At 62.0% G+C, this 17,215-nt stretch carries 15 protein-coding genes and 1 pseudogene; 11 read left to right on the top strand and 5 right to left on the bottom strand.

The window, feature by feature from the left end; translation table 11 throughout:
- The first annotated feature begins 160 nt into the window (after positions 1-160).
- The 4 genes from BM177_RS06235 to BM177_RS06220 all read left to right on the top strand — a co-directional run bounded on the left by BM177_RS06235 (position 161) and on the right by BM177_RS06220 (position 4,221).
- Positions 161-1,276, top strand: a complete 1,116-nt coding sequence (locus BM177_RS06235) for a glycoside hydrolase family 3 N-terminal domain-containing protein (protein WP_244532160.1) — start codon at positions 161-163, stop codon at positions 1,274-1,276.
- A 269-nt stretch (positions 1,277-1,545) separates the two neighbouring features.
- The gene (locus tag BM177_RS06230; RefSeq protein WP_091679969.1) at positions 1,546-2,349 is read left to right on the top strand and encodes a TOBE domain-containing protein; all 804 of its coding nucleotides are present in this window, start codon (positions 1,546-1,548) and stop codon (positions 2,347-2,349) included.
- Between the two features lie 97 nt (positions 2,350-2,446).
- Complete coding sequence (locus BM177_RS06225) at positions 2,447-3,484, top strand: sulfate ABC transporter substrate-binding protein (RefSeq protein ID WP_091679966.1); 1,038 nt, start codon at positions 2,447-2,449, stop codon at positions 3,482-3,484.
- A gap of 143 nt (positions 3,485-3,627) precedes the next feature.
- Positions 3,628-4,221: a nitroreductase family protein gene (locus BM177_RS06220; RefSeq protein WP_091679962.1), complete on the top strand. Its 594-nt coding sequence runs from the start codon at positions 3,628-3,630 to the stop codon at positions 4,219-4,221.
- 22 nt (positions 4,222-4,243) lie between these two features.
- Here the strand turns inward: BM177_RS06220 and BM177_RS06215 are convergent, their stop codons facing one another.
- Entirely contained in the window at positions 4,244-5,140 is an 897-nt protein-coding gene (locus BM177_RS06215) for a hypothetical protein (RefSeq protein ID WP_139223535.1), read from the bottom strand.
- A gap of 447 nt (positions 5,141-5,587) precedes the next feature.
- On the opposite strand from BM177_RS06215, the gene dnaK reads away from it, so the two are divergent.
- The 5 genes and pseudogenes from dnaK (at position 5,588) to dapB (ending at position 11,710) form a co-directional block, all read left to right on the top strand.
- Positions 5,588-7,501, top strand: coding sequence for a molecular chaperone DnaK (gene dnaK, locus BM177_RS06210; RefSeq protein ID WP_091679954.1), 1,914 nt, complete (start codon positions 5,588-5,590; stop codon positions 7,499-7,501).
- A gap of 507 nt (positions 7,502-8,008) precedes the next feature.
- Complete coding sequence (dnaJ, locus tag BM177_RS06205) at positions 8,009-9,115, top strand: molecular chaperone DnaJ (RefSeq protein ID WP_091679951.1); 1,107 nt, start codon at positions 8,009-8,011, stop codon at positions 9,113-9,115.
- A gap of 278 nt (positions 9,116-9,393) precedes the next feature.
- Positions 9,394-9,909, top strand: a pseudogene (locus BM177_RS06200) (class I SAM-dependent methyltransferase); the annotation flags it as partial.
- 245 nt (positions 9,910-10,154) lie between these two features.
- The gene (pyrF, locus tag BM177_RS06195; RefSeq protein ID WP_091679946.1) at positions 10,155-10,880 is read left to right on the top strand and encodes an orotidine-5'-phosphate decarboxylase; all 726 of its coding nucleotides are present in this window, start codon (positions 10,155-10,157) and stop codon (positions 10,878-10,880) included.
- Between the two features lie 17 nt (positions 10,881-10,897).
- Complete coding sequence (gene dapB, locus BM177_RS06190) at positions 10,898-11,710, top strand: 4-hydroxy-tetrahydrodipicolinate reductase (RefSeq protein ID WP_091679942.1); 813 nt, start codon at positions 10,898-10,900, stop codon at positions 11,708-11,710.
- A 14-nt stretch (positions 11,711-11,724) separates the two neighbouring features.
- On the opposite strand, the gene BM177_RS06185 is transcribed toward dapB, so the two are convergent.
- Together BM177_RS06185 and BM177_RS06180 are read right to left on the bottom strand one after the other, a co-directional pair.
- Positions 11,725-12,126, bottom strand: a complete 402-nt coding sequence (locus BM177_RS06185) for a DUF2237 family protein (protein WP_091680279.1) — start codon at positions 12,124-12,126, stop codon at positions 11,725-11,727.
- A gap of 41 nt (positions 12,127-12,167) precedes the next feature.
- Positions 12,168-13,370, bottom strand: coding sequence for a pyridoxal phosphate-dependent aminotransferase (locus BM177_RS06180; protein ID WP_091679938.1), 1,203 nt, complete (start codon positions 13,368-13,370; stop codon positions 12,168-12,170).
- A gap of 345 nt (positions 13,371-13,715) precedes the next feature.
- On the opposite strand from BM177_RS06180, the gene BM177_RS06175 reads away from it, so the two are divergent.
- Positions 13,716-13,952: a hypothetical protein gene (locus tag BM177_RS06175; RefSeq protein WP_091679934.1), complete on the top strand. Its 237-nt coding sequence runs from the start codon at positions 13,716-13,718 to the stop codon at positions 13,950-13,952.
- A gap of 157 nt (positions 13,953-14,109) precedes the next feature.
- Here the strand turns inward: BM177_RS06175 and BM177_RS06170 are convergent, their stop codons facing one another.
- Together BM177_RS06170 and BM177_RS06165 are read right to left on the bottom strand one after the other, a co-directional pair.
- Positions 14,110-15,138, bottom strand: a complete 1,029-nt coding sequence (locus BM177_RS06170; RefSeq protein WP_091679930.1) for a coiled-coil domain-containing protein — start codon at positions 15,136-15,138, stop codon at positions 14,110-14,112.
- Between the two features lie 236 nt (positions 15,139-15,374).
- Positions 15,375-15,974: a fasciclin domain-containing protein gene (locus BM177_RS06165; RefSeq protein WP_091679927.1), complete on the bottom strand. Its 600-nt coding sequence runs from the start codon at positions 15,972-15,974 to the stop codon at positions 15,375-15,377.
- Positions 15,975-16,171: 197 nt separating this feature from the next.
- On the opposite strand from BM177_RS06165, the gene BM177_RS06160 reads away from it, so the two are divergent.
- Positions 16,172-17,191, top strand: coding sequence for a 30S ribosomal protein S2 (locus BM177_RS06160; protein ID WP_091679924.1), 1,020 nt, complete (start codon positions 16,172-16,174; stop codon positions 17,189-17,191).
- Positions 17,192-17,215 lie beyond the last annotated feature (24 nt).

The following is a 17,215-nucleotide window of genomic DNA, read 5'->3' as shown; positions in this document are numbered from 1 at the left end:
TAAATCGCCTCGAATCGTCTCGCGCGTCCCGATATGTCGGCCGGAGGCGTCCCGGCCGCCGCGAATTCACCGTCATCCCAGTCCAAAAGCGTCTTGTTGCGCAACGCGCCGAGACCTGACAAAAAAATTGTTCCTCTGATTCGAATTCAGGCGCTCCCCGATGTCCGACGCCGCCATCATCTCCGACGCCTCTATCGACGCCGTTGGCGATCATTTTCTTGTCGGACTGAGGCCGACGCCTGTCCTGCACGAACTCGACCGCGCGCTTTTGCGTGATCTGAAACCGGCCGGCGTCATTCTCTTCAAGAGCAATTTTTGTCACGATCTGCCTTACGCCGCCTGGCTCGAAAGCCATCGGCGCCTGATCGGCGAGGTTCTCGAGGCGACGGGACGAAGCCGGATGTTCATCGCGGTCGACCACGAAGGGGGGCGGGTCTGCCGGACCCCGCCGCCGATCACCCGTTTCGCATACGCCGCAGATTATGCGTCCAACGCCGCCGAGGTCGGTCGGGCCATGGGACGCGAACTGGCCTCGCTCGGCTTCAATCTGAATTTCGCTCCCGTTCTCGATATTCATACCAACAAGGACAATCCGGTGATCGGCCCGCGCGCCTATGGCGGCACGGCCGAGGCGGTGATTGCGGCGGCGCTGCCGTTCATGCGGGCCCTCGAAGCGGAGAAAATCCTCGCCTGCGGCAAGCATTTTCCGGGACATGGGGACACCAACGTCGATTCGCATTTCGGGCTTCCCTCGCTTGGCCTTGATCTCGAGGCCCTGCGGCTGCGCGAGATCAGGCCTTTCGCCGCGGCGATCCGGGCCGGGGCGAGGATGCTGATGACCTCGCATATCCTGTTTCCCGGCATCGACGCCGATGCGCCCGTTACTTTGTCCAGGCGGTTCGCGACGGATCTCCTGCGCGACGAACTCGGCTTTGACGGCGTCGTCGTCTCCGACGATATCGGCATGGGCGCGATGACGGATTTCTTCGGCGCCGCCGACGCGGCGGCGAGATTCCTCTCGGCGGGATGCGACATGCTCGTCGTCTGCGCGCATTTCACGCTCGTCGATCGCGCCCGCGGCTTCGCCGAGGCGATCCTTTCGGCCGCCGCAGACGGGCGTCTTGACTCTGACGTTCTCGCGCGCTCGCGGCGGAGAATCCGCGCGCTCCTCGACCAGATGCCGATGAACGAGATTCATCAGTTGCCGGAGAGCGTATTTTTCGAACACCGCGAAGCCGGAGCCTCCTATGAATCTCCGACCGCGGAGGTCGTTTAAAAGCCCTAAAAAAAACGCCTTCTAAAGCTTATTCCTAAAGCATATTCCGATCAGACTGGTTGGGCCTGATCGATCAGAACAGGCTCAAGCTTTTGACTCTGGAGCGATGTCTTGTCGACCGGATGAGTCCATCCGGTCGGAAAGCGCTCCAAGGCGATGAAACAAGCAAATCAGATGGGTTTTTTGCAAGCCAAGGGAGAACCTTTTAAATAATTGCGGAGTTCAGCCGGGGGGGTGTTTCGACTCATTAAACAAGGTCAAGAAGAAAAATGACGAAGACCTTTACTGGCAAGATCGACACTCTACTGGCCTTGAGAGCAGACGGGCGTCTGCTCGTTGGCCGTGAGCGGATTACGCTCCTCGAGGCTGTCGTCAAACACGGCAGCATCACCAAAGCGGCTGAAGTGGCCGGTTTCAGCTACAAGACAGCGTGGGACGCCGTCAACGCAATCAACAATATTCTTCCCCGTCCCGCCTTCATTACGCGCACCGGCGGTCCGCATGGCGGCGGCGCGGAAGTGACGGAGGAGGGGCGCCGGTTGATCGCCACCTTTCGCCGCCTCGAAGAAAAACTCGGCAAGATCTCCGATTCCATTGTGGAGGTCGGTCTGGAGCATGAAGAAGACCTCCTTTTCTGGGGGCTCTCGCTCAAACTCAGCATCAGGAACGCATACCATTGCAAGGTCGTCGAGGTCATTCCCTCGCCCGTCAACGTCAGCGTCAAGCTGATCATTGGTCCCGAGACTGAAATTTACGCCTTTGTCACCAACAAGAGCGTCGTCGAACTCGGCCTCGCGCCGGGCCGATCCGCGGTCGCATTGATCAATCCTCCTTCGGTGCATCTCATGGCGGTCGGCGATCCGCCCAAGATTGCGGTGCGAAACAAACTCAAGGGTTTTGTCATCGACCGCGTAGACGGCGCGAGCGACAGCGAACTGAGTGTCGACCTCGGCGGCGGCAAGACAATCGTCTCGGTGTCCAGCCGCGAAAGTGCCGATGCGGCGGGCGTCGTTGCGGGTGTGGACGTGTGGGCGGTTTTCGAGTCCGCCGACGTGATCCTGGCGTGCGACTGAGCGGCGGAGCGAGCGAGGCCTCCGTGGCGCGAGCTTGACTTGTGTAGAAAAGTATTTCCATAGATATGGTGGAATAACCAAAGGAGTTTCCACCATCATGGTCCTTTTTCCGCATCGCCGCCTGGCGGGTCTCGCTGTCGCCGTCGCCAGCCTGGCCGCCGCAGTTCTCGCCTCCACTCCCACGCCCGCGCGGGCTGAACAGGAGCTTCTGAACGTTTCCTATGATCCGACCCGCGAACTTTACCGGGCCATCAACGAAGCGTTCATCGCGGATTGGAAGGCCAAAACCGGCGAAACCGTCCTGGTCCGCGCGTCCCACGCGGGTTCAGGCGCGCAGGCGCGCGCCGTCATCGACGGGCTGAACGCCGACATCGTCACTCTGGCGCTGGCGGCGGACATCGACGCGATCGCGTCGAAATCGGGAAAACTTCCGGCGGATTGGCAAAAGCGGCTGCCGAACAACTCGACGCCCTACACATCGACAATCGTCTTCGTGGTCCGCAAGGGAAATCCCAAAGGCGTCAAGGATTGGGACGACCTGATCAAGCCCGGAATCGCCGTCATCACGCCGAACCCCAAGACATCCGGCGGAGCGCGCTGGAATTTCCTCGCCGCCTGGGGTTACGCCAACAAGAAGTTCAAAGGCGACGAGGCGAAGGTCAAGGAGTTCGTCGCGGGCATCTATAAGAACACTCCCGTTCTCGACACAGGAGCGCGCGGCTCGACCATCACCTTCGCCCAACGCGAGCAGGGCGATGTTCTGATCGCCTGGGAAAATGACGCCTATCTTGCTTCCGAGGAATTCGGGAAGGACAAATTCGAAATCGTGATTCCGTCGCTTTCGGTCCTCGCCGAGCCTCCCGTCGCGCTCGTCGATGCGAACGTGGACGCCAAGAAGACCCGCAAGCTGGCGGAGGCCTATCTCAATTTCCTCTACACGCCCAAGGCTCAGGCCATCATCGCCAAAAATTACTATCATCCCGCGAAACCCTCGGACGCCGACCCGAAGGATATCGCGCGCCTGGCAAAAATCCCGCTGGTCACGGTCGACAAGGACTTCGGCGGATGGGCCAAGGCGCAGGCGCGGTTCTTCGCCGATGGCGGCGTGTTCGACCAGATCTACGCGACGCACTGACCCGGGAAGAGTCCTGATCCGCGCGGCGGACGGTCTGGCGATTGGCGCCGCGCCGATTGCGATGATAATCCCTGGATCTGTCCCGTGATTGCATTCGCAATGACGGCGTTTGGGCGGTCGTTCGCCCGCCAAAGGTTTGGTCGATGTCGCAAGCAAACTCACGGGCCGCCGATTATCCGGTCGAGCCCTTTTTCCTCAACCGATGGTCGCCGCGCGCCTTTACCGGCGAGGCGATTCCGGACGCCGACCTCAGGACCATCTTCGAGGCGGCGCGGTGGGCGCCGTCTTCGTTCAATGCGCAGCCCTGGCGGTTCATCTACGCTAGGCGCGACACGCCCGCGTTCGCGACATTCACGGGCCTGCTGAGCGAGTTCAACCGGTCCTGGGCGAAAAACGCGGCGGTCCTCGCTGTCGTTGTTTCGAAGACGACCATCACCGTCGGCAAGAACGAGCCTTCCCCCTCCCGCAGCCATTCCTTCGACGCCGGGGCCGCCTGGGCCTATCTTGCGCTGGAAGCCTCGCTTCTGGGCTACGGGACGCATGGGATGGGCGGGTTCGATCACGTTCGCGCCGCGAAGGAGCTGAAGGTCCCGGACGATTATCGGGTTGAAATCGCGCTGGCTCTGGGACGGCCCGGCGACAAGTCGATCCTTCCCGAAGCTCTCGCCGCTCGCGAGAAGCCGAACGGACGAAATTCGCAAAGCGATTTCGTCTTCGAGGGTGAATTTCAGGGATGAGAAGACCGAAATATCGATAAGGTCAAGGCGAAGGCTTTGGCTTCGTCTTATTCGGGGCCTTCCTCTGATTTGCGCCCTTGGCGTCTTTCGGCCGGGCCTCGAACTCCGCTTGCAGCGCGAGCGCGCGCGCCTCGGTCAGACGCAGCGCGCAAAATCCATGGACCTCTTCCTTGCGATAGTTGTGGCAGGCGACCTCCCGTTCCGAGGAAAAGCCGGCCTGATCGGCGGCGATCTGCTTGATCGCGGCCTTGTCTTTACCGGCGCTCGACAGCAGCGCCCGGAAGTTGGTCCGCATCGCTCCTTCCGCCCGCGCGCGTTCGCGCTCCATCACCTTGATCTGTTTGTCGTCGATGGAGTCGCCGGCCGGGCCCCAGAGGCCGGCCGGATCGACGCGGCAATCGGCCTGCGCGAAATCGCACGGGGCCGCGAGTTTCGAGACCAGCACCGCTCCGTCAAGGATCTCGAGCGAGAACGGGCAGGCTTCAACCGCCGCGTCATAACGGGCTAATCCATGGGCGCGGCCCGCGGGCTTGAGTTCAATGGGGGCGTCCGCGACGACGTCGACGCGGCAAGCCTCGTGCGAATTGGCGATTCCGGCTCCTGTGAAGGACAGGCGGGTGATCTCGAGGCTTTTGCCGGCGCCCGATTGGAACGCCATGACGCCAGCGGCTCCTTCTCGGACGAGATCACGTCCGACGATGCCGGCCTCTGTCGGCGCTTTCTGTCCGGCTGTCCTCGGCTTGCTGGGTCCGGCTGCGCCTGGGCGAGCCCCGGGCGTTGCGGGAGCGGCGTCGGACGGGGGGGCGGCCTGCAAGGCTCCGGGCAGCATCATTTGCGCGCCCGCAGGGTCGGCAAGCAGACAAAAGCAGACGGCGAGGGTCGAGGGAACAAGGCCCAGGGCCAAGGTAGGATGCTTCAACAACAGTTCCTCTAACTCGCTCGGTGTTTCTCGCGTTTGCGCGCGCTTGCGCCAGGCAAACTCGCACGGTTGAGGCTGACGCGCCAGTTCGGGCCGGGTTCGCCAGGGTTCCGTCAAGGTTCGCCAAGGTTTGGCCAAGCGTTCTAGCTTGCGCCGCGGTTTGCTTCCAGCCGATCCTCGCTCGCCAGCCGATCCTCGCTCGCCAGCCGGTCCTCGCTCGCCGGCCAACCTTCGCCGGTAAAGTCTCGCCTTGCGCCCTGTGGCCCTCTCCCTATAAAGGTCGCATCCTGAAAAAAAGGGGCCTTGTCCTGCGCGCGGGGCGCATCTTGCTTTCGCGCGCGAGGATACCAATCTGAATAGCGTCGGGGACCGGGCGGAAATCCGTCCGCCCATAACCTGGATCGCTTCGGGGTCCGGTGGTCTTGCGGATCGAAAGGAATAACATTCATGGCAAAAGTAATTGGAATCGACCTAGGAACCACGAATTCTTGCGTGGCCGTCATGGAAGGAGCGACACCGAAGGTCATCGAAAACGCTGAAGGAGCGCGCACGACGCCTTCAATCGTCGCGTTCACGGACGATGGCGAGCGGCTCGTCGGACAGCCGGCCAAGCGCCAGAGCGTCACCAATCCGGAGCGCACGTTTTTCGCGATCAAGCGGCTTATCGGGCGGACCTTCGACGATCCGATGACCAAGAAGGACATCGGCCTCGTCCCCTACAAGATCATCCGCGCCCCCAACGGCGACGCCTGGGTTCAGGCCGACGGCAAGCAATATTCCCCCTCGCAGATCTCCGCTTTCGTCCTCCAGAAGATGAAAGAGACCGCGGAGGCCTATCTCGGGCAGCCGGTCACCCAGGCGGTGATCACGGTCCCGGCCTATTTCAACGACGCCCAGCGCCAGGCCACCAAGGACGCCGGCAAGATCGCCGGACTTGAAGTGCTGCGCATCATCAACGAACCCACCGCCGCGGCGCTGGCCTATGGCCTCGACAAGAAAGGCTCCGGCGTCATCGCCGTCTACGATCTCGGCGGCGGCACCTTCGATATCTCGATCCTCGAAATCGGCGACGGCGTCTTCGAAGTGAAGTCCGTCAACGGCGACACCTTCCTTGGCGGCGAGGACTTCGACATCCGTCTCGTCGAATATCTCGCGGACGAATTCAAGAAGGAGAACGGGATCGATCTGCGCAAGGACAAGCTCGCGCTTCAGCGGCTCAAGGAAGCCGCCGAGAAGGCCAAGATCGAATTGTCCTCCGCGACCCAGACCGAAATCAATCTGCCCTATATCACGGCGGACGCGGCGGGACCGAAACATCTGACCTTGAAGCTCACGCGGGCGAAGTTCGAGGCGCTTGTCGACGATCTGATTCAGAAGACGGTCGAGCCGTGCCGCAAGGCGTTGAAGGACGCCGGGCTCACCGCTGGTGAAATCAACGAGGTCGTTCTCGTCGGCGGCATGACCCGGATGCCGAAAGTCCAGGAAGTGGTGAAGGCCCTGTTCGGTAAGGAGCCCCACAAGGGCGTCAATCCGGATGAAGTCGTCGCGATCGGCGCCGCGGTTCAGGCCGGCGTGCTGCAGGGCGACGTCAAGGACGTGCTGCTCCTCGACGTGACGCCTTTGTCGCTCGGCATCGAAACCCTTGGAGGGGTGTTCACGCGCCTCATCGACCGGAACACGACCATTCCGACCAAGAAGAGTCAGGTGTTCTCGACGGCCGAGGACAACCAGACGGCGGTCACCATCAGGGTGTTTCAGGGCGAACGCGAGATGGCGGCCGACAACAAGCTTCTTGGCCAGTTCGACCTTGTCGGCATCCCGGGGGCTCCCCGCGGCGTGCCGCAGATCGAGGTCACCTTCGACATTGACGCCAACGGCATCGTCAACGTCACGGCCAAGGACAAGGCCACCAACAAGGAGCAGCAGATCCGCATCCAGGCGTCTGGCGGCCTCAGCGATTCCGATATCGACCGGATGGTGAAGGACGCCGAGGCGCATGCGAGCGAGGACAAGGCCCGCCGCGAACTGGTCGACGCGAAGAACCATGGCGAGGCCATGGTTCATACCGCCGACAAATCGCTGGCGGAATACGGCGACAAGGTCGCCGCCTCCGACAAGAGCGCCGTCGAATCGGCGGTCGCGGCCTTGAGAACCGCGCTCGAAGGCGAAGATCTCGAAGCCATCAAAGCCAAGACCAACGATCTGATGCAGGCCTCAATGAAACTTGGAGAGGCAATATACAAAGGCCAGGGCGGACCCGGCGCCGAGGGCGGCCACGACGCCGGCCCCGAGGCGAAGGATGACGTCATCGACGCCGACTTCAAGGAAGTCGGCCCGGACGACAAGAAGAAATCCGCCTGACCTGAAAGTCCGTCCGGCAAACAGGCTTTGCAAGTGAAATGAAACAGCCGCCTTCGCGCATCCGGGAGCAATGATCCCGGCGCGCGGAGGCGCTTTTTTGGAACTTGAGCGCTTACCGATCGCATGAAGTCATGCGATCGGTCAGACCGATTGGATTGATTGAATCCGATCGGAATATGCTCTGGCCGGCAACCGGCGCCAGTCTTGCTCACGCTATCTCCACGCGGGCGTTGTCTCCACGCGAAGCCCTTCGTGATCTATGTATTTTATCGTCGCGCTCGACTTTGTTGATCTCGACCTCGCCTTCCGGGGCGATTATGTTGCAGCCTAGAGTTCTGGAACCGTCGCAAGAGCCTTGACGCCGGTGCCGGTTGTTCGGCCGCTGGACATTGCGGGCCGCGCCGGGAACAGGTTTCCTGCGTCGGGCGTCGCGACATGATGAGCGCAATGCGGTTGGCGTCGCGCATGGGACGACTTCCAGGACGCAAGACGGGAACGCGAAGAACGATGGCCAAACGCGACTATTATGAAGTTCTGGGTGTTTCGAAGACCTGTACCGAAATCGAAATGAAAACCGCCTTCCGGAAGGCGGCGATGGAGTGGCATCCCGACCGCAATCCCGGCAATGCGTCAGCCGAGATCAAGTTCAAGGAGTTGAACGAGGCTTACCAGACGCTTTCCGACGGGCAGAAGCGGGCGGCCTACGATCGGTTTGGCCACGCTGCGTTCGAGCAGGGCGGTCTTGGCGGCGGCGACGGCTTCGCCTCGTCGATGTCGGATATTTTCGACGATCTCTTTGGCGACGTCATGGGCCGGCGCAGCGGCGGGCGAGGCGGCGCGTCGCGCGGCTCCGACCTGCGCTACAATATGGAGATTACGCTCGAGGAGGCGTACCACGGCAAGACCGCCTCGCTCACCCTTCCGACCTCGGTCACCTGCGAAGCCTGTTCGGGATCGGGCGCCAAGCCGGGCGCCAAGCCAAGATTGTGTCCGACCTGCGCCGGGCAGGGGCGAGTGCGCGCGCAGCAGGGTTTTTTCGCCATCGAGCGAACCTGTCCGCATTGTCATGGCCGGGGAGAGATCATCGACAATCCGTGCCCGCCTTGCGGCGGTTCGGGACGCGTCACCCGAGAGCGAAACTTGTCGGTCAATGTGCCGCCGGGAGTCGAGGACGGGACGCGAATCCGCCTCGCCGGGGAGGGCGAAGCCGGAAGCAAGGGCGGTCCGGCCGGCGATCTTTATATTTTCGTCTCGACCAAACCGCACGCCTTCTTTCAGCGCGAGGGGGCCGATCTTTTCTGCCGGGTTCCGATCTCCATGGTGCAGGCGGCGCTCGGCGGCGAAGTCAGCGTGCGCGCCCTGGATGGCGGCGAAACCAAGGTGAAAATTCCCGAGGGAACGCAATCGGGCAAGCAGTTCAAGGTGAAGAACAAAGGGATGCCGGTGCTGCGCTCGCGCGAAATCGGCGACCTTTACGTTCAGGCCAATGTGGAGACCCCGCAAAACCTGACGAAGCGCCAGCGCGAATTGCTGACCGAGTTCGAGAGCCTGTCGTCTCACAAAACCCATCCCGAAGCGGCCGGCTTTTTCGCCAAGATGAAGGATTTTTTTTAGATCGCCCGCGATTCGGGGCGGTCTTAGAGTCCTGCGCGCGAGGCGAGCAGGCTGCGGGCGGCGGCGCCCCGGATCGCTTGGCGGTCGGCGTCACTCTTGCTTGACGGCGGTCTTTATGTCAGCAATTTTACAACCAATAATAACGCTAAACGTCTAAAGCGAGGTTTCCTTTGCACCCCCCATCCTCGCGTCCGGACCATCGCGCATCATACGACAGACCGATCGAAGCCCGTCTGCCCGACGAAGCTCGTTTTTTTCGTTCCTGGCTCGAAAATCCGATGATTGCGGGAGCTGTGTCCCCGTCGGGGCGCTACCTCGCCCGGATGATGGCGAATTACGTCGATCCGCAGGGCTCGGGTCCGATCATCGAACTTGGACCAGGAACCGGAGCGATCACCGACGCGCTGCTGAAGCGCGGGGTCGACCCCAAGCGCCTGATCCTGGTGGAATTTGATCGAGGTTTCTGCAAACTGCTGGAGCGGCGCTTTCCCGGCGTCCGGATCGTCCAGGGCGACGCCTACCATTTGAGCCAGACGCTCGGATCGCATCTCGAAGGCCCGGCGGACGCCATCGTTTCCAGCCTGCCCTTGCTCATGAAGCCGGAATCGCAAAGGCTCGTGCTTCTGGCGGACGGGTTCAGATGTTTGCAGCCGGAGGGTTGCTTCATTCAGTTCACCTATGGTCCGGCCTCGCCGATGCCGCGCGATCATGCGGCCCTTCAGGCGTTTCATGTCGAAGCCTCACGCCCGGTGTGGCTGAACATTCCGCCGGCTCGCGTCTGGGTCTATCGCCGCAACGAGACCGGCGTCGTGAGCCACGACGGCGGGCGGCGGCAAAATCCGGCCATGGAATTTTTCGACAAGCTCAGAATCGGCACCGAAAAGATGCAACTGGGCCTGCAAAAAGAGATCGACGGCGCAAGAGCCCGTCTGCGCCTGAAGCCCAAACCCTCTCAACCGGGACGCAAGAGCGCGCCGCGTGATCTCAAGGGTCGGCCCGCGCGCCATATCGGCGACCACAACAAGACTCACCGCTCGTAATGCCGGGGGCCCCGGCGCTCGATCGGACGCTCGCGCCCAATCTGCGCGAAAAGCTCATCGTGGCGCTGGACGTCTCAACTCCCTCAGAGGCGTCGGCGCTGGTCCGGGCGCTGGGCGAGAGCGTCGTCTTTTACAAGATCGGCATGGAGTTCGCCTATGGAGGCGGCCTTGCTTTCGCGGACAGTCTGATCAAGGACGGCAAGCAGGTTTTTCTCGACCTCAAGTTGCACGACATTCCGACGACGGTCAGCCGGGCCTGCGCCAACGTCGCCCGGCTCGGCGCGCGTTTCCTGACAGTCCACGCCTATCCGCAGACAATGGCGGCGGCGAAATCAGGCGTTGCGGGCTCGCCTCTCCAATTGCTTGGCGTCACCGTGATGACCTCGTATGACGATCGCGATCTTGCCGAGGCCGGCTTCGCCTGCGGCGTGAAAGAGCTTGTCGCGCGCCGGGCGGCGCAGGCCTGCGCCGCGGGTCTTGACGGATTGATCCTTTCGGGCGAGGAGGCGAGGTCCGTCCGCGCGCGATACGGTTCAAACCTGCTTCTGGTGACGCCGGGAATCAGGCCGGCGGGCGCGCAGGCGTCCGACCAGAAGAGAACGATGACTCCGGCGCAGGCCATCGAGGCGGGCGCGGATTATCTTGTGGTCGGGCGCCCGGTTACGGCGGCGAAAGACCCGAAGGCGGCGGCGCAGGAGATCCTCGCCGAGATCGCCGCGAGCTGATTGAACAGGAAGAAATCATGGGGGATATGCGACTCGTCGTCGCCGGAGCCGCAGGTCGGATGGGCCGCGCGCTGATCCAGCTCATTCATGAAACGCCCGGCGCGGTGTTGTGCGGAGCGCTTGAACGCGAGGGGTCGATCGCGCTCGGCCAAGATGCCGGACTGCTTGCGGGCTGCGGTCAAAGCGGGGTTGAAATCGTCAGCGATCCCTTGGGCGTTCTTGTCGACGCCGACGGCGTTCTCGATTTCACCGCCCCGGACGCGACGGTCGAACTCGCCGCGCTCGCGGCGCAGGCCCGCATCGTTCACGTCATCGGCAGCACGGGATTGACGTCGGATCATCTCGCGAAGATCGCGGCGGCGGCCCGTCACGCGGTCATCGTGCGCTCCGGCAACATGAGTCTCGGGGTCAATCTCATCGCGGCGCTCGTCGAGAAGGTCGCCCGCGTCCTTGGTTCCGAATACGACATCGAAATCGTCGAAATGCACCACCGCATGAAGGTCGACGCTCCCTCCGGCACCGCGCTGCTGCTTGGCGCCGCGGCGGCCAAGGGGCGAGGAATCGAACTTGACGACCATTCGGTCCGCGCCCGCGACGGGCATACCGGCGCCCGCGCCTTTGGCGACATCGGCTTCGCCACATTGCGCGGCGGCACGGTGGTCGGCGACCACAAGGTCATCTTCGCGGGGCCGGGCGAGCGCGTCGAACTCGTTCACAAGGCCGAGGACAGGAGCATCTTCGCGCGCGGGGCTGTCGAGGCCGCGCTCTGGGGCCGCGCCCGCAAGCCGGGCCTCTATTCCATGATCGACGTTCTCGGACTGGCCGATTGACGAAAGCGAAGCGCTCACGACAGGTCGATGGCGTAGCGCTTCAAATCTTCGAGTTTGCAGAAGGCGAGCGCGCCTTCATGGGTCGATTTGAGTTTGACGCGCGGCGCGGCGCCCGCCTCGTGAGCCTCCTGCCATCGGGGCGCGCACAGGCACCAGCCATCGCCCGGCCGCACGCCGGGGAAGCCGTAATCTGGCATCGGCGTCGAGAGATCGTTCCCGCGCGCCTTTGAAAAGGCCAGAAACGCGTCGGTCGCGACAATGCACACGGTGTGGCTTCCAACGTCTTCCGCGGCGGTGTCGCAGCAGCCGTTGCGGAAGAACCCCGTCATCGGATTCACCGAGCAGCTTTCCAGCGGTTGTCCCAGCACATTGCGCGACGGTTTGCGGCCGCCGCCCCCGGCATCGTCTCTGAACATATGCCCTCGGGTCCAAAAAAAACGGCCGCTGCGCGCAGCGGTCAAACGAGCGAAGAACAGAACCGCTGAATCTTCACGCAGGCGTCTTCGAGGACAGGCGTCGCCGTCGCATAGGAAATGCGGAAATTGGGACCAAGGCCGAACGCCGACCCGTGCACCACCGCCACTCCCTCAGCCTCGAGGAGCGCGCCGACGAAATCCTCATCGTTGCCGATCGTCGCGCCGTTCTGCGTTTTCCGGCCGATCGCGTCCGCGCAGGACGGATAGACATAGAAAGCGCCTTCCGGCGAAGGGCATTGCAAGTATCTTGCCTGATTGATCATCGACACGACGAGGTCGCGCCGTTCCTCGAAAATCTTGCGCCGCTCCGCGATGAAATCCTGCGGTCCGTTCAAGGCCTCGACCGACGCCCATTGCGCGATCGAGCAGGCGCCCGAGGTCTGTTGCCCTTGCAGCATGTCCATCGCCTTGATCAGGTGGATCGGGCCGGCGGCGTAGCCGATCCGCCATCCCGTCATCGCATAGGCTTTCGAGACGCCGTTCATGGTGAGGGTGCGGTCGATCAGATTGGGCTCAACCTGCGCGGGCGTCGTAAAGACGAAGTCGCCATAGGTCAGATGTTCGTAGATGTCGTCGGTCAGGATCCAGACCTGCGGGTGGCGCAATACCACATCCGTCAACGCCTTCAGCTCGTCGCGCGTGTAGGCGGCGCCGGAAGGATTTGAGGGAGAATTGAGCAGGAGCCATTTGGTTTTTGGCGTGATCGCCCGTTCGAGGGCCTCCGCCTTGAGCTTGAACCCGTCTTCGATCTTCGTTTCGACAAACACCGGCGTTCCGCCCGCGATGAGGACCATGTCCGGATAGCTGACCCAATAGGGCGCCGGAATGATCACCTCGTCGCCCGGATTGACCGTCGCCAGAAACGCATTGAACAGGATGTGCTTGCCGCCGGTGCCGACGATGGTTTGCGAGGCCTGGTAATCGAGGCCGTTCTCGCGCTTGAATTTCGCGGCGATCGCTTCGCGCAAGGGCTGAATGCCCGAGACCGGCGTATATTTCGTTTCGCCGCGCTCGATCGCGGCGATCCCGGCCTTCTTGATATTGTCCGGCGTGTCGAAATCGGGCTCGCCGACGGACAGCGAGATGATGTCGCGCCCGGCGTTCTTGAGTTCCCTCGCCTTTTGCGTGACCGCGATGGTCGCGGACGGTTTAACGCGCAACAGGGCGTCGGCGATGAAGGCCATGCGACAAGCTCCAGTTCAGATCAAAGGGTCAGGGTTTTGGAACGGGCGGACATTATGGTCGGCGCGCGTGCAACGCAATAACAAAACCCGGGACCGAGCAACCCTTGAGGGGCCAGCAGGGCGCTGCTTTCGAAACCGCGCGTCAACACTTCGTTAACTATGAAAACCGTTAACCTCGAACCCTTTTGCTGATCGCGCATTGTCGTTTCAACACGCAATTTTTACCTCGTCCAGGCTAAAAAGCCGGCGTCGTCCGAGGAGCAATGTGCGAAGCCGCACCTGCACAAGCCCCTTCAACGCCTATGTAAGAACAATCAGTTACCCACGCAGCACTGGAGTTGCGGCATGTCGATCGCAGATCATTTTGCACCAAGGGCGGACGCAGGGTTCGTCCGCACCTATGATGCGCGCGCCGCGCGCCGTCAGTTCCAGGTGTCCGTCGCGCTGGTCGTTGTATTGGCGCTGGCTGCGTTCGCTCTTGGTATGCTTGCGCGCTGGGATCAATCGCCCCGTGGAGCTAATCCCGAAGCGTCGGCAGGCGCTTCTCATTTCGCGGAAACGTTACTAGACATCCACGGTTGATGTTATAAAACTGTCATACGAAACTCCCATTGGCCCCCGGGAGGTTCGTATTACGGGCCGCGCCCCCGATAAGGGGGACGCGGCCCTCGCTGTTTTTTAGCGACCTTTTTTTGTTTTAGCGCCTTTGTTTTAAGCGCCCTTCATCAAACCCAAATCATCAAACCCGCCGCGCGGGGGAAATTTTTGGCGGGACGCTTTCGTCTTGAATTGACGGCGCGTCCGGCCTCGCGAGCGTCAGATTCGGCAGCCGCTGGGGCGTCTCCTCCGTCTTTGTCGCTGATTCTTCGGCAATGTTCGCCGTTCCGTTTGTCGCCATGCGGATGATCGCCGCGCCGATCTCGTTGATGGTTTGCCGCAGGATCGCGTTGTCGTCGTTTTCCGTGGCGGCTTTTTCCATTTCGCCGGCTGGCTGCGCCGCTTGGGCCGCCGTCAGGCGCAGCGCTTGCGCCTTTTCCAGCCATCTTCGCCGGATCGCCCGCGCCGCGCCAATCGCGCGCCTGCGCTTTGCCTGGAGCGCATTCTCGCGCGCGTGGAGCTCATTCTCGCGAGTATGGGCGGCCTCGATGGCGGCTTCATGGTCCGCGATCGCGGCCGTACGCTCGACCCGCATCGATTCCGCGTCTTTGTGGAGATGCGCGATCTGCTCCCCGAGCGCCGTAACCTTGACTTCGGCTTGGGCGAAGAGGTCTCGCAAGCGCGCGCGCGCGGCGCTTTCCTCGGCGAGAGCCTTGCGCAAGGCGATCAATTCCGCGTCCTTGCGTTCGACAAGGATGCTCGCGCCGTTCAGCGCCGTCGAGGTCGCCGCGTGTTCGCCCGTGGTTTCCGCCAGCGAAAGCCGCAGGATGGCGATGTCCGCTCCCGCCTCGGCGATTTTCGCCTGAAGCGAGGCTATTTCCGCTTCACGCTCGACAATGACCGTCGCGCGCCGCCCGAGTTCGCCAAGATCAGCGCCGTGAATGCGGTTGAGGGCTTCCGATTTCTGTTCGAGACGTCTGCGCTCGACAGCGAATTCAGCCCTCAGCAGATCGCGATCAGCGCGAATCTCTTCCGCCGAAAGCGGTAATTGCATCTGAAGCCGGCGGGTGGAAAGCCGGATCGCGCGGCTCCAGAACGCCGGAGCGATCGCGAGGGCGATCAGCCCTGCGATCATAAAGCCGAGCGCGAAAATCATCGCCTGTTCGATCACGCGGGCACGCTCGCTCCAAAGTGAATGTCAATCATGCCATTCTTGTCCTTCAATACCAAACACACCTTTGAAAACGACAATAATTTTCTTTGACAATAATTTTCTTGGAAGCCGCGGCTGCGGACATAAACCAGAATCGATTTCTAGCTCCGCTTCGCGCCGGTTTTGAGGCCAATTTCTCTCCCCGCGCGCGACCGGAGAGCTCGCGGAGCCGCTAGCTTCGTTTCTGGAAAGCGTCATCCGCCGGGCAGCAGGACCGTGTCGACGACGTGAATGACGCCGTTCTTCTGATTGACATCCGAGATCGTCACGGCGGATTTGCCGCCTTTCGCGTCGACGATCTCTATCTTTCTTCCGTCCTGGATCAAGCTGACCTCTTCGCCTTGCAGCGTCTTGAAAACCGCCTTGCCGCCGCCCGTCTTGATCGCGGCGATGAGATCGGCGGCGGAATATTTACCGGCAAGAACATGATAGGAGAGCAGGGCGGTCAGCTCGGCCCTGTTTTCGGGTTTCAGCAGCGATTCGAGAATTCCCTTCGGCAATTTCTCGAAAGCCTTGTTGACTGGCGCGAAAACCGTGAAAGGTCCGGGGCCTTGCAATATATCGGCGAGGTCCGACGCCTTGAGCGCCGTGACGAGGTTCACATGGTCCTTCGAAGCGGCCATGTTCTCTGCAATAGTTCTCGAGGGAAACATCGGCGCTCCTCCGACCTCGACGCTCATTTCCGCCAGGGCGGGCGTTGCGGCGGAGGCAAAAAAGGCCATTCCGACAGCAGCACAGGCAAGCGCCGCCAAGGCGGGGGCGCCGGCAAGGGATTTCCGGCGGATCGACGTCATATTCGTCTCCTTGCATTGGCGCGCGCACGGTCCTATAAGCGCGCCTTATCCCACACGCGGATCGCGCGGGCCTGCTTTAAGGTCCGCTCCCGGTGGCCTTATTTTCCTGACAGAGCGTTCCTCCCGCAAGGGCGCCGCCGCAGGGGACTAAGGTCCATATCGCTCCGCGGCGGACCTAACCGGAGAACGAGACCATCATGGCATTGCCTGACTTCACTATGCGCGGCCTCCTCGAAGCGGGGGCGCATTTCGGCCATCAATCGCATCGCTGGAACCCGAAAATGTCGCCGTATATCTTCGGCGCGCGAAACAACATCCATATCATCGATCTCGCGCAGACGGTGCCTTTGCTGCACCAGGCGCTGAAGGCCGTGTCTGACACTGTCGCCCGCGGCGGCCGCGTGCTTCTCGTCGGAACGAAGCGGCAAGCGCAGGATGCGATCGCCGACGCGGCGCATAGATCAGCCCAATATTACATCAATTCGCGCTGGCTTGGCGGCATGCTGACCAACTGGAAGACGATTTCCGGGTCGATTCAGCGGCTTCGCAAACTGGACGAGCTTCTCGGGGCGGGCGCCGCAGGCCTGACCAAGAAAGAGCGTCTGATGATGTCGCGCGAACGCGACAAGCTCGAAAAGGCGCTTGGCGGGATCAAGGATATGGGCGGCACGCCCGATCTGATTTTCGTCATCGACACGAACAAGGAGCAACTGGCGATCAAGGAAGCCGAGAGGCTGCATATTCCCGTCGCCGCGATCCTCGATACGAATTGCGATCCTGACGGAATCACGTTTCCGATCCCGGGCAACGACGACGCCGGGCGCGCCATCACGTTCTATTGCGATCTGATCGCCCGCGCCGCGCTCGACGGAATTTCCCGGGCCCAGGGTTCGACCCACATCGACGCCGGCGAGCTGGAACAACCGCTCGGCGAGGATCTGACGGTCGCCGCTCCTGTCGCAGAGAGTTTCGAAGCTCCGGCCGAAATCTTCGAGCTTTTGACAGCGCCGCGCGGCGCGCCGGACGATCTTGGCAAATTGCCGGGCATCGGTCCGCAGATCGTGAAGAAACTCAACGATGCGGGCATATTCCATTTCTGGCAGATCGCGGCCATGACCGCCGAGGATGCGGCGAAGGCCGATCACGACCTGAAGCTCGGGGGCCGCATCGAACGCGACGGCTGGATCAACCATGCCCGTGGTCTTGTCGCCGCTTAATCGCGATACGGGCATTCTGCTCTA

Source organism: Methylocapsa palsarum (assembly GCF_900114285.1).
GTDB classification, from domain to species: domain Bacteria; phylum Pseudomonadota; class Alphaproteobacteria; order Rhizobiales; family Beijerinckiaceae; genus Methylocapsa; species Methylocapsa palsarum.
The sequence above is the reverse complement of the archived record's forward strand: the minus strand, read 5'-3'. Positions and strand labels throughout refer to the sequence as shown.